Genomic DNA, 12545 nt, shown 5'->3' on the forward strand with positions numbered 1-12545 from the left:
CCGGGCAGACGTGGACGGCGGACCGCAACGACCCCAACGGTCACCTGCGGTCGGCGTCGCGCACTTCCAGGATGGCTTCACCGGACAGCCGACTGCCGGTGATGAGCACGCGATGCTGCACGCGGTCCCACAACGAGTCCGGGCTCGGGCGCCGGGCGAGCGCCACCAGTTGCCCGCGCAGGTACTCCTGCAGCGGCTGACCGGCTCGGGCCGCGCGCGTCGCCAACTCTGCCGCGACGTCATCGGGAACGTCAGGGACGGTCATGGACACCGGCATGCGTGCAAGGTAACGGCGGTCGCAGCGGTACGGCAGCGGAGACAACAGGGATGCGTCCGTCTGACGCCACACCGCCCGCATCGCGGGGTGGCACCTCGCAGCGCCGCTCCGCGATGGTTCCGCCGGAGGCAGGAAGCGGCTCGATCAAGCAGCCTCCGCAGGGAAGACGACGAGCGATCCGTCGCGGCTCCGCTCGATCTCGATCGCGACGTCAGCCTGGTGGAGGCCGACATCGAGACCGTCACCCAGAGCCCGGAGCCGATACGCGGTCGTGAGGAGGTGGTCCACCTCTCCCGGCGTGACGACGACGCTGAGGAAGCCGCCGGAACGCTTCACCTCGAGAGTCGACAGCCGGTGGAGCACCGAGGTGATCCCGGACTCCAGTTCGTCGACGCGACGCTCGTCTTCCTTCAGGGAACGGATGAAGGTCTTGAAGGGATGGTTGCCGCCCTCGAGTTGGGCGTGCTCGACGGCCTGGAGGACCAGCACCCGGCGCTTGAGAGCGATCACGAGCCTCGCAAGCTCGAGGTGCGCACGGAAGGCGCCGCCGTCCTCGTCGATGCCCGGGAACGCCTTCGTGAGCGCGCCGACCTCCACCGGTCCGTCAGGGAGCTTGTCCAGCGCTTCTTGCCACTTGCCGAGCCGCCTGCGGGTCTGCTCCATCGCCTTGCCGATGGCATGCACGGCGGAGTCGAGGCCGAGGGACAGCCCGAGGCGACCCTGGTCGAGGAGGATCGAGGTGGCCTTGTCGATGGCGTCACGGCAGCCGTCGAGTTCGCTCCGCTCCGCATCGAGCTTGTCCTCGTGCAACTGCTCGAGCAGGTCGGTGATCCGCTCGATCGACTTCTGGCGCTGCTGATCGGCATGCGCACTGACGCCGACCGCGACGGCCATCAGGACCAGAGGCGCGGCCACCGTCAAAGCCCCGGCGCCCGCGGCCGCCACCCCTGCGGTCGCGGCCGACCCGCCCACCGCCCCAGCAGCCGCTGCCTTGCCCGCAACGGGGACGAACGCGGCGTGGGAAGTGACTCCGGAGGAGTTGACCAGAGCGCTGCGAATCCCTCCCGCGACCCCCTTGGCGGCCATGGGTCGCACGAGCCCCTTGCCGACCTCTGCTGCGACCTTGGCCGGGACCACCATCCGGTACAGCACCTCACCGCTCGAGGCGGCGTTCAGCGTCGGCGAGGCTGACTTCGCCGTCTGCGTGACCAGCTGCGACAGCTGCTGCGCCAGGGGGCTCGCCGCGTGCAGCGCGATACCGCCGTTCCGGTCGCGTCGGGTGGACATCGGATGCGCTTCCAGCGTGGCGATCGGAGCCGCGGCGAGTGTCGCCAGGGCTGTCCTCAGCTCCGCCAGACGGGCGGGCGTCATGCCTTCGTCGCCCAGCACATCGGGAACGCTCACGTCCTCGGTGGCGAGCGTCCACACCGGCACGGGCGCGTTGCTATCGGCAGTCACGTACTTCTTCTCCCCGGGTTGGTCTTCCAGCGCGCAGACGGCATCAGCGGCAGCTGACGGCGGCATCGGTGCGCCCCATGATCGGTCCGATCGACGGGTCTCCCCGTACCTCGGCGGTTCGGCGGTTCGGCGAGGCTCACCGTCCTCGCCCGTCCCCCTCCTTGCTCGACAGCCGCTGCGCCACGGCCGGGCCGCCGACGCGTCGGATGAGCTCCAGGTCGCCGCAGACGACGAGCAGGTCGCGGGCGCGGGACAGCGCGACGTAGAGCATCTCCTTGGCGCGCGCCTCGTCCCGGAAGCCGTTGACGGCCAGCACGACGGCCGGCCGCTCCAGTCCCTTGAAACCGAGCACGTGCCCGTAGAAGACGTCGTCGTCCTGCCAGTAGGTCGCCCAGTAGGCGTCCTGCCCCTCGGCCTGGCGTTCGACCTGCACCGGGTGGCGCCGGTGCGTGGTCAGCAGAGCGACCGACTCGGGCGGCCACCCGTCGTCCAGCAGTTCGTCGGCGACGTCGTCGGCCGCGCCGACGGCGTCCTCCGTCGGGCACTGGACGAAGCGCACCGGCACACCGGACGAACCACGGATCTTCATCTGCTCGGGCGCGAGGCTGGAGAACGTGCCGGCGATCTGCTTGGTGTTGCGCAGGTTCTCGTTGAGCGGGATCGGCATCAGGTCGACGGTCGGCCGGCCCTGCCGCGCGAAGATGCGCTGCCCCTCGTCGGAGAAGACGTACAGCGAGCCCGTGCCGGGATCGCGCAGCGCCGCCAGGACGGCGTCCCACCAGCTCTGGGCGAAGTCCTGGCCCTCGTCGACGACGATCGCGTCGAACCGCTCGCCCTCGGGAAGCTCCGCCGCGAGCGACACCATCGCCGCGGGCAGGAACTCCTCCCAGTAGCCGCTGTCGTCGTCCGAGCCGGGCTCCACGCCCCAGCCGATGCCGAGGTTGTGGAAGGTGCCGACGTAGGCCGGCCGCTGCCGCTTCGGCAGCGTCTCGACGCGGCGCTTGAGGAACTCGGCCAGACCGCGCGAGTAGCACATGACCGCGACCCGTTGACCGTCCGCGGCGAGGCGGCGGGCCTTCTCGACGGCCAGCCAGGTCTTCCCGGAGCCGGCGCCGCCCCGGATCTCCACCCGGGGAAAGTCCGCGAGCAGGTCGAGGACCTTCGCCTGGTCCCGGGTGAGCAGGTCGCAGGCGGCCTCGCGCTCGGCCAGCTGGGCGAGCAGGTGCTGCTGCGGGATGGCGGTGCCGGCCAGGCAGTCGACGAGCGCTTCGACGTCCTCGGCGGTCGGCGGGTCGGGCTCGTCGCGGACCTTCTCCAGCGCGGCCCTGATCCGGGCGGCGGCGTGCGGGACGTCGGTCGTGTCGATCGCCATCCAGCGGGCGAGGCCAGGCGCCATGAAGTCCGATGCCAGCGTGGTGGCCGGCAGCGCGACGAGGTGCGCCGTCCGGGGCCGACCGGCGGACCAGCGCGGGTGATCGGCGAGGTAGCCGCACAGCAGGTACTTGCAGGCGACGGCCTGGTCGACCGGGTGGATCACGTGGTCGGTGCCATCGCCGCCCTGCCGCCACTCCCCCCGCTGCAGCGTGACGTGCCCACCCTTGACCTCGACGACGGCGACGCCCACGCCCGGCCAGGCGACGACGACGTCGGCCTCGCGGTCCTGCTGCCCGTCGCTCAGCCGGACGTTGCAGAAGAGGACGGCGTCGTCGGGCAGCTGGTCACGCAGCGTCCGGACGAAGAGCTCCTCGGACGCATGGGCGAACTGCGGGTCGTCGGGGAACAGGCGGGCGGTCACCTGCGAACCCCGGTGACCGAGAGCGCCTCCCAGAACACCGCCTCGCTGATCACCCGGACGCCGAGCGCCCGCGCCTTGCTCGCCTTGCCCGACTGCGAGTGCGGGTCGGCGCACACGAGGACGCCGGTCTGCTTCGACACCGAGGACATCGGCTGCAGGCCGGCATCCCGGGCGGCCTGCTCGAGCTCGTCGCGGGTGCGGCTCATCGCGCCGGTGAAGACGACCCGGTCGCCGGGCGAGAAGACCTCGGCCCGCCGGGGCAGCGAGACCTGCGCGCCGCTGCGGACGACGGACAGCGCCAGGTCGACGTCCTTGCTCCGCATGCCGAGCAGCAACGCCACGCGCTCGAGGTCGGTCCGCTCCCCCTCGGTGACGACGCCGTCGGCGTACGCGGCGGTGGCCAGCGCCTCCAGGTAGACGCGGTGCGCGGCCGTCACGTGGTCGGGCCCGCAGCCGAGCTCGCCGGCGAGCGAGACCAGCTGGTCGGCCTCGGCGACGCTGACCAGCCGGTCCTCCAGCACCTGGTCGAGCACGGTCAGGTACGGCGCCATGCTGGGCGGCGCGTCGTCCAGCGCCGGCAGTGCGGCCACGAGGCCGGAAAGGTAGCCGTCCCGTTCGCGGATGGCGGCGGTCGCGGCCTCGCGGGGCAGCGTCCGGCACGGCGGGCACGTGCTGCCGTCGGCGTACGCGCTCGCGGCAGTGACGAGGTCGGTCCAGCCGCCGTCGAGCGCCTCGAAGCCGCGGTAGCTGCCGTCCTCGGCGAAGTCGACGCGGACCCCGGCTCCGGCCAGCGACCCGCCGCCGAGGTCGGAGGCGAGCATGGCGAGCATGAGCTCGGCGGTGGCGCGGGCGTCGTGAAGTGCAGCGTGGCCGTGCACGAGCGGGATGTCGAGGAAGCCGCAGAGCGCCTGGAGCGACCGGGTGCCCGAGCCGAAGAACAGCGGCGCAAGGCGCATCGTGCACAGCGTCGGTGACAGGGCGGTCGGCTGGCCGGCGCGACCGAACTCGCGGGCGAGGAAACGCAGGTCGAACAGCGCGTTGTGGGCGACGAGCACCCGCCCGGCGAGCAGTGAGCGCAGGTGCGCCGCGACGTCCGCGAAGGCCGGTGCGTCGACGACGTCGCCGGCGCTGATGCCGTGCAGCCCGGTCGGGCCGACGTCCCGCCCGGGATTGACGAGGGTCTCGAACTCGGCCTCGACCTCGCCGCGGTCGTCGAGCAGGACGACGCCGATCTCGACGACCCGGTCGGTCCGCGGGGACAGGCCGGTGGTCTCCACGTCGACGACGGCAACGGTCACGACGGCTCCTTCGTGCTCGCGGCCGGACGTCGACCGAAGGGGGCGGACGCGGCGGACCATGACACAGCGGGGCGACGGAACCGCGGGTTTCGGGCCGAAGCGGTCCGCTCGTGCCACACGTGCCTCAGAGCCACCTCCCGGCAACTCGGCGGGCAGGCGGAGCGGCACGTTGCACGCGGGCTCGCCTGCTGTCTCGCCGACGCCTCCCGGGCCCCGTCGCCGGCCGGGAGCGCCTACCGGAGGGCCGGACGCCCGCCCGCGGGAGAACTCAGCGAGGGGCGATCCGGAGTCGGTCGGCGATCGCCTCGACGTCGACGCCGCCGGCCGCCACGTCCATCACCAGCGTGAATGCTGCATCGTCGTCCAGGTCCGGTGCGTGGCCGTTGAGGTCGAGGAAGACCACTGTGGCCAGCCAGCCCAGCCGCTTGTTGCCGTCGACCAACGCATGGTTCCGGACGACCGAGTGCAACAGAGCCGCAGCCTTCAGCGGAAGCGTCTCGTAGGCGTCCTGCCCGAACGCCTGTGCCCGAGGGCGGCCGGCGGCGGAGTCCAGGAGGCCGATGTCCCTGACCGGGCCCGCGCCCAGTACCCGGGTCAAGCCCAGCAGGTCCTCCAGGTCGAGGTACTCGACCTCGGTCACGCCGTACCGAGGCGATGCAGGACATCGCCCCACTGCTCCACCAGCCGCGCGGAGCTCTCCTGTACCCGCGCGGCGTGGCCGCTGCGCGCATGGCGCTCCAGGACGGCACGTCGGACGATCTCCTGCCGCGAGGTCCCCTCCGCCTCTGCGAGCGCTGCGAGCGCCCGTTCCAACTCGTCGTCGATGCGCAGCGTCATGGCCATGAGCGCGATGGTATCGCTGTGATACCAATTCCGGTAACCCGTTTCCGCTCCCCCGGCCACCGCTCGGCCATGAATGCCCCCGATCAGCCCGCCGACTGGTGATAGCGACGGAGCAGGCCGGCCGGGATCCGGCCGCGGTCGCTGACGTCGATGCCCTGCGACCGGGCCCAGGCCCGGATCTCGGCGGACGACGCGGGCCGGGCCGGCACCGGCCGGCCGGGAGCGAACGAGCCCTCGACCGTCTCGGTCGCGCGCGCCGCGCCCAGCTCGGCGAGGCAGGCGCCGAGCCAGCGGTAGGTCCACTCCTGCGCCAGCGGCCGGGTCTCGCAGAACACGACCGGCACCGAAGGGAAGCGGGCCTGGGCCTCGGCCAGCGCCTCGGCGATCCGGGCGCCGGGCGTGTGCGGGAGCTTGAACAGCCGGCTGTAGCGGTCCTCCACCACGACGGCGGCGCGCGGCAGCGCCGTCAGCTCGGCGAGGGCGTAGGTGAGCTTCCCCGACAGCAGGCTGCCGGCGAGGTCCTCGAGGGTCTTCCGCTCGACGGCGGCGACCACGTCCCCGTCGAGCTCGACGGCGTAGTCACCGGCGGCGAGCCGCTGCCGCCGGGTGGTGGCCTGTTGACCACCGAAGGCGTAGGGGTACTTCTCGCCGCTGTCGACCAGGATTTCGAGCACCTGACCGTGAGCCCGAGCGGTGGGCAGGTGCACACCGGGGCGGGCCTGCTTCGCCGTCCGGGGCGACTGCCAGAAGATCACCTCCCGGCCGCGGGCCCGCGTGATGACCAGCTGCGAGCGGTTCTCCCGTGCACGGGCGAGCACCAGGTCGACCGCGGGACCACGGCGGGAGCAGGAGCGGACGGGGTGCCGTTCCACGATCTCCGCGTCGGCCGGCCACTCCTCGGCCCGGTGGCAGTAGACCTTCGTCGCCCGCGGCCACGGCTCCTTGGCCTTGACGACGACGCCTGCCGGGCCCAGCGGGATGCGGACGAGATAGGGCAGCGTGGAGGCGGGGTCGGGGTTGCGCGCGATGAGCAGGTCGTCGACCACGGCTCCAGCCTGGCACGGGGCGTCGCGCACCTGCGCGCACCCAGCCGGTGACCAGCGCGTGGGTGCGGCTGGCGAGCGCATCCACCGCGTCGACCGCCTGGCCCCGCTCATGCCGGTGACGAGCCGGCAGAGCGCCGTCGCCTCGCGGACCTGCCCATCAGGGCGGCAGGACTACTCCTCCCCGTCGCCGAAGGCGGAGACGCACTGCTCGCACGAGCTCGCGGCGGCGACGAACGCCTCGGGCGCGGTGGCCCGACGGCAGGTGCGGCACCAGCGGAAGGACCGACGCCGGTGCGAGGCGATGGCCTCGGCCATCTCGGCGACGAGATACGGCTGGTGCAGGACGTCGTCGCGGGTCAAGCGCGGCCCGTCACCCATCAGCGGGCCGGCGCGGTGCTCGCCCCAGGACGTGAGCGGCCGGGCCAGGACGAACCACGGGCCCTCCACACCCACCGCGAGCTGCGCGGGCTCGCCGCTGACGAACCACCGCACACCGTCCTGGCCATCGGCTGCGCTCTCGCGCCGCCACCCGGTACCCAGGGCCCGGACGAGGTCCGCGTGCCCGACGTCGAGCAGGCCGGCCAGTTCGGCCTCGTCGGCGGTGGGGTCCGACTCGCTCCCCCGAGCGAGGTCGCAGCTGCGGCAGAGGAACGCCTCCATCTCCCCCGGCACGATGCAGCCGCCGAGCGCGACCTGCCCGCGCTCCGCTTGCTCGAAGAGGTCACCTCCCGGCAACCCGTAGACGAGCGGGATGGAGTCCTCCCGCCCACACCCGGGGCACACCCGCCCGGCCTGCACTCCCACCGACTCCGGCATCCCGCCTCCGTTCCGTTCCGTCCCACGACGGCACGGGGCGGACCATGACAGCGCCTACTGACAGCGGCGGGCGACTCCCGGTGGTGGGACGGAGACACCACCCGAACGGGCGATGGTTCGACTGCGAGCGGGTCAGCCGACTTCCGGAGGCGGGTCGACGGGCGGCCCGTCCCCGCGCACCCCGTAGCTCAGCCAGGCCCGCTCCCGCGCGACGACCGGCCCCTCGTCCCCGATCTGCCGGCACCCGGGCGAGCACTCCCCCGTGCTGGCGGAGACGACGAAGCACGTGACGTTCGGCCAGCCGGCTGCGTTGCAGAACTCGCCGATGTCGGCGAGGACCCTCGATGCCGCGAGCGCCGCCAGGCCTGGCCGCAGCTGCTCGGCGAACTCCTTGTAGGTCACCGGCCGGGCGCCGGTCGCGGCGAACTCCTGCAGGAGTCGCAGCCCGTCGACCATGCGTCCTTCCCGCCCGGCCGGCCACGCCTGGTCCTCGAGGTACCGGGACAGCACCGCGTGCACCGCGCGCCTCCTCGAACCGGTGTTGCGGCCCGCTGGACGAGCGGGGGCGCGGCCGACCTCGTCGGCGAGTATCACCCTCGGCCGATCGACCGCACACACACCGACTGTCCTGGTACGGCTCGTGCGCCGAGCCTGTCCTTCGCCGGGAGGCGGTGACGGTGGGCCCGGCCTACGGCTGGGTGCACGGCAGCCCATTCCGCCACTCGATGCCGCGTGGTTCGTCGGCGGCGTCCATCACGTCCGTCATCGGCACCACGGTGATGGAGAAGGGTGCGAAGGCGGTGATCAGGTACTGGAGGTCGGCAGGTTCGACGGTCTCGAGGACGGCGTACCCGGACTCGCCGACGCGGGCGACGAACTGATGGATGGTCAGGCTCGCCGGCATCTCCCACAGGGCGAGGACCTCGCGGATCCGCTTCTGCGCGGCCTCGTACTCCGCGGCCGAGCCGGTCGGCCGCTCCCGCCAGGCGACGACGTACTTCATCACGACTCTCCTTCGAGCCCGTGCGAGGAGGCTCGCGCAGGCAGCGTGGCGGCCGCAAGGGAGACGGCGCTGCCGCGCGGGCGGGCGGCCGACATCTCGACGAGTCGACACAGCGCGTCGTCCCACCGGAACTGCATCGACCGGAACGGGACGATGCCCACCCGCGTCGACACACCGAACGCCGAGCAGCCCGGCTGCTGCGTCGACTCCGCCGGTCAGCAGCGAATGGGCATCCTGCGGTTACCGCCCAGCCGCCGGCCGAGCGCCTCGGCCAGACTGCCGGTCATGGAGTTCGAGGCCTTCTACCTGCCGCTGGGCGACAACCGCTTCGCGCCCACCCGGGCGACCGAGAGCCCGTGGGACCACAGCGCCCAGCACGGAGGACCGCCGTCCGCGCTGCTGGCGCATCTGGCCGCCGACGCCGCCCGGGCGACCGGGACGGGCACTCGCCCGGCACGGATCAGCGTCGACTTCTTCGGCGCCATCCCCCGCCGTGACCTCGCCGTCAAGGTGTCCCCCGTCCGCCCGGGGCGGCGGATCGACCTGACCGAGGCCGTGATGACCGTCGACGGGCGCACGGTCGCCGTCGCCCGCGTGTGGTCGCTCGCCGTCGGGCCCAGGCCGCCGGTGGTCACCGAGCTCAGCCCGCCACCCGCCGTCCCCGACTCCTCGCCGCAGGAACTGTTCGGCCTGCCCGACTGGGGCTTCGGGCAGGCCATCGACTGGCGCTACACCGCCGGGTCACCGGAGGAGCCCGGGCCGGCCGACGTCTGGACCCGGGTGCGCGTTCCCCTGGTCGCCGGCCTGCCCCTCACCGGTCTTGACCGCGCGCTCATCGCCGCCGACGCCGCCAATGGCATCTCCGTGGAGCTGCCCATCGACAGCTGGTGGTCCATCCCGCCGGGGATGACCACGCACCTGACCCGCGAGCCGGACGGCGAGTGGGTGCACCTGGCCTGCCGCACGCAGATCGCCGCCGATGGCATCGGACTGTGCCACGGCGAGCTCTCCGACGTGCGCGGCTCGATCGGCGAGGTCGCCCAGCCGCTGCTCGTCCAGGCCCGCTGACGAACCACGAGCCTCATCCGGCGTCGCACGCACGCGCGGCACCGCCGTCGGCCAGGATGCCTGAGTGACTCAGCGCATGCACCGCTCCCACCGCGTCGCCGGCGCGCTCGTCGGCTCCGCCGTCGGCGACGCCCTCGGCGCCCCGTTCGAGTTCGGACCGCCCGGGCAGTTCTCGACCCGCTTCCCGGTGCCGGCGCGCGCATCGAAGACGGAGATGTGCGCCGGGGGCTCGCTGAACTGGGAGCCGGGTGAGTTCACCGACGACACCCAGATGGCGCTGCTCGTGGCCACCTCGCTGGTGGAGCGCGGCGGGCTCGACGAGGCCGACGCCTTCGACCGCTTCCGGGCGTGGGCCGAGGCCGGCCCGCCGGACATCGGCAACCAGACCCGGGCTGTCCTGGGCTCCGGCCGACCGTGGGACGTCGCCGCGGCCGAGCACTTCGCCCGCTCCGGGCACGCGGCCGGCAACGGCTCGCTGATGCGGACGACGCCCGCGGCGATCCGGTTCTCCCGGGAGGGGCGCGAAGCGACGATGGACGCCGCGCGTCGGATCTCGGCGCTGACGCACGGCGACCCGTCGGCCGGCGAAGGATGCGCAATCTTCCACGAGCTCATGCGTGTGGCTCTCGACGGCAAGGACCCGCTGGCGGCGATCCCGACGGCGCTGGAGGCGGTGCTGCCCGAGCACCGTGAGCGGTGGGCGGCGGTGCTTGCGCCCGACTGGACGCCCGACCAGGCCACCGAGTCGAACGGCGCGGTGTGGCCGACGCTCGGCCAGGCGGGGTGGGCGCTGCGGCACGGCCGGGACTTCGCCGAGGTGCTGCGGCTGGTCATCGACCTCGGTGGCGACACCGACACGGCGGCCTGCGTCGCCGGCGGCCTGGCCGGGGCGGTGTTCGGGATGGGCGCCATCCCGAGCCGGTGGGCGTCGGCGGTGCACGGGCGGGTGCCCGGCCACGGCGACAAGGTCTGGCGGCTCGCCGACCTGCAGCAGCTGGCAGCGGCGCTGGACGGTGGGGTGCAGCAGAACTACGACCCGGGCGTGATCCCGCGGATCGGCCCGACGGAGGTCCTGCCCGGCATCTGGGCCGGGAACCTCGACGGTGCGCGATACAGCGACGAGGACTTCGCCGTCATCTCGCTGTGCCGGCTCGGCGAGTCGTTCCCGCACCCGGTGCACCGGATGGCTTACATCGCCGACAACGAGCACAACGCCGACCTCGACGTGATGCTCGCCGACGTCCTGGACGACATGGCGGCACTCCAGGAGGAGGGTCACCGCTTGCTGGTGCACTGCCATGGCGGTGCCTCTCGCACAGGGCTGGTGCTGCGCGGCTGGCTGGTGCGCGAGAAGGGGATGTCGGTCGAGGAGGCGACGGCGCACGTCGCCGAGCGCTGGCCGCACCTTGGCTTGTGGAACGAGAGCTTCACCGCCGCACTGGAACGGCTCGCCGCCCGGGTGCGGCCACATCGCACCCAGTTCCACCACTGAAGTGCTCCCCGGAGCCCAGAGGCACAAGTTGCACTACCGGCTAGATGACCGATTCCAAGGGGTCTGGGTTCGGCGTGCCTTGATCACGTGATGGGCGAGGGTGCCCAGGCTCGGCGTTGCTCCCCAACGTCGAACCTCGGAGGTCCTCGTGGACGCCGATCTGGACACCCTCGCCACGGCACTCTATGCACGCACCGACGATCTGCTGAAGGCCTCGCCCGATCGCGCACCGGCCCGCCCAGCGGTCGGGATCAGGCCGCGGATCACCGACGCCGAACTGGTCACCCTCGCGGTGATGCAGGCACTGCTGGGCCGGACCAGCGAGGCCCGCTGGCTGCGCTACGCCCACGCCCAGCTGCGGCACCTGTTCCCGTATCTGCCCCAGCAGCCGGGCTACAACAAGCGGCTGCGCCGGCTGGCCGACACGCTCCGGTGGCTGGTCGGCGTGCTGGCCCGGGACACCGCTCTGTGGACCGATGACGTGTGGGTGGCCGACTCCACGCCGGTCGAGTGCGCCCGCTCCCGAGAAGCGGCGCATCGCTCGGACCTGGCCGGCTGGGCCGAGTACGGCTACTGCGCCAGCCACTCCCGCTACTTCTGGGGACTGCGGCTGCACCTGCTGTGCACCCTGCACGGACTGCCGGTCGGCTTCGCCGTCTCCGGCGCCAAGGCCGACGAGCGGGAGGTGCTGCTGGGCATCCTTGACGCCGATCCGACGCTGACCGCCGGCCGATCGGGGCAGACGGTGATCGCCGACCGGCACTACTACGGCCGGCAGTTCGAGACCACGCTCAACAACCACGGCATCACGCTGCTGCGACCGGCCCGCGCCGGCGAAGCGCCCCGGCCCGGAGCGCGGCTCTTCAAGCCGCTGCGGCAGGTGATCGAGTCGATTAACGACACCTTCAAAGGCCAGCTCGACCTCGAACAACACGGCGGACACACCCCGACCGGTGTCTGGGTCCGCATCCTGCAACGAGTCCTGGAGATCACCGCCGTCATCTGGCACAACGACCACATCGGCGCACCAACCCCACGATCACTGATCGCCTACGACCACTAGGGCGTGTCTCCTAACCCGGTGACCTCGGGGGCGGCAGGCTGACAGGGTGTCTCGGATGGTGTCGCTGTCGGATGGGGCCTGGGCCCTGGTGGAGCCGTTGATGCCGGCGGCGTCGGGAAAGGGCGGCCGGCCGTTCGCCGATCACCGGCGCACGGTCGAGGGGATCATCTGGCGGTACCGGACGGGGACACCGTGGCGGGATCTGCCGGCGGAGTTCGGGCCGTGGCAGACGGTGTGGAAGCGGCATCGCCGCTTCGCCGCTGACGGCACCTGGGACCGGGTGCATGCGGCCCTGTTGGCCGATGCCGACGCTGCCGGGCTGATCGACTGGAATGTGTCGGTGGACTCCACGATCAACCGCGCGCACCAGCACGCGACGAACACCA

The 12545-nt window shown here is 72.6% G+C and carries 14 protein-coding genes; 4 read left to right on the plus strand and 10 right to left on the minus strand.

Annotated elements, in window-relative coordinates; genetic code table 11:
• Positions 1–40: 40 nt before the first annotated feature.
• The 10 genes from BMW62_RS14940 to BMW62_RS14985 form a co-directional block, all read right to left on the minus strand.
• Positions 41–277: a hypothetical protein gene (locus BMW62_RS14940; RefSeq protein ID WP_091932089.1), complete on the minus strand. Its 237-nt coding sequence runs from the start codon at positions 275–277 to the stop codon at positions 41–43.
• Positions 278–421: 144 nt separating this feature from the next.
• The gene (locus BMW62_RS14945) at positions 422–1735 is read right to left on the minus strand and encodes a hypothetical protein (protein ID WP_091932091.1); all 1314 of its coding nucleotides are present in this window, start codon (positions 1733–1735) and stop codon (positions 422–424) included.
• A 136-nt stretch (positions 1736–1871) separates the two neighbouring features.
• Positions 1872–3530 carry a nuclease-related domain-containing DEAD/DEAH box helicase gene (locus tag BMW62_RS14950; protein WP_091932019.1) on the minus strand — a complete coding sequence of 553 codons (1659 nt, stop codon included), beginning with the start codon at positions 3528–3530 and terminating at the stop codon, positions 1872–1874.
• Complete coding sequence (locus tag BMW62_RS14955; RefSeq protein ID WP_091932022.1) at positions 3527–4828, minus strand: 3'-5' exonuclease; 1302 nt, start codon at positions 4826–4828, stop codon at positions 3527–3529. The genes BMW62_RS14950 and BMW62_RS14955 overlap by 4 nt, the downstream gene beginning before the upstream one ends.
• Before the next feature lie 268 nt (positions 4829–5096).
• On the minus strand, positions 5097–5468 hold the full coding sequence (locus tag BMW62_RS14960; RefSeq protein WP_091932024.1) for a type II toxin-antitoxin system death-on-curing family toxin: 372 nt from the start codon (positions 5466–5468) through the stop codon (positions 5097–5099).
• On the minus strand, positions 5465–5671 hold the full coding sequence (locus BMW62_RS14965; protein WP_091932094.1) for a ribbon-helix-helix protein, CopG family: 207 nt from the start codon (positions 5669–5671) through the stop codon (positions 5465–5467). The genes BMW62_RS14960 and BMW62_RS14965 overlap by 4 nt, the downstream gene beginning before the upstream one ends.
• Before the next feature lie 83 nt (positions 5672–5754).
• A complete protein-coding gene (locus BMW62_RS14970) occupies positions 5755–6717 on the minus strand; it encodes an Lsr2 family DNA-binding protein (RefSeq protein WP_091932027.1) in 963 nt (320 codons plus the stop codon).
• 171 nt (positions 6718–6888) lie between these two features.
• A complete protein-coding gene (locus BMW62_RS14975) occupies positions 6889–7533 on the minus strand; it encodes a hypothetical protein (RefSeq protein WP_170852394.1) in 645 nt (214 codons plus the stop codon).
• A 132-nt stretch (positions 7534–7665) separates the two neighbouring features.
• Positions 7666–8052 (minus strand): hypothetical protein, encoded by a 387-nt coding sequence (locus BMW62_RS14980; protein ID WP_091932029.1) that lies wholly within the window; start codon positions 8050–8052, stop codon positions 7666–7668.
• Between the two features lie 169 nt (positions 8053–8221).
• Positions 8222–8536 (minus strand): DUF3303 domain-containing protein, encoded by a 315-nt coding sequence (locus tag BMW62_RS14985; protein WP_091932032.1) that lies wholly within the window; start codon positions 8534–8536, stop codon positions 8222–8224.
• Between the two features lie 285 nt (positions 8537–8821).
• Between BMW62_RS14985 and BMW62_RS14990 the strand changes: the two genes are divergently transcribed.
• The 4 genes from BMW62_RS14990 to BMW62_RS15005 form a co-directional block, all read left to right on the plus strand.
• Entirely contained in the window at positions 8822–9604 is a 783-nt protein-coding gene (locus BMW62_RS14990; RefSeq protein ID WP_091932034.1) for a thioesterase family protein, read from the plus strand.
• Between the two features lie 64 nt (positions 9605–9668).
• Complete coding sequence (locus BMW62_RS14995; protein ID WP_091932037.1) at positions 9669–11096, plus strand: ADP-ribosylglycohydrolase family protein; 1428 nt, start codon at positions 9669–9671, stop codon at positions 11094–11096.
• 148 nt (positions 11097–11244) lie between these two features.
• Complete coding sequence (locus tag BMW62_RS15000) at positions 11245–12159, plus strand: IS982 family transposase (protein WP_091932040.1); 915 nt, start codon at positions 11245–11247, stop codon at positions 12157–12159.
• A 46-nt stretch (positions 12160–12205) separates the two neighbouring features.
• On the plus strand, positions 12206–12545 hold a 340-nt coding region (locus tag BMW62_RS15005; protein WP_244523859.1), incomplete at its 3' end, for an IS5 family transposase.

The sequence above is a fragment of the Blastococcus sp. DSM 46786 genome, assembly GCF_900109665.1.
In the GTDB taxonomy this organism is placed as follows: Bacteria; Actinomycetota; Actinomycetes; order Mycobacteriales; family Geodermatophilaceae; genus Blastococcus; species Blastococcus carthaginiensis.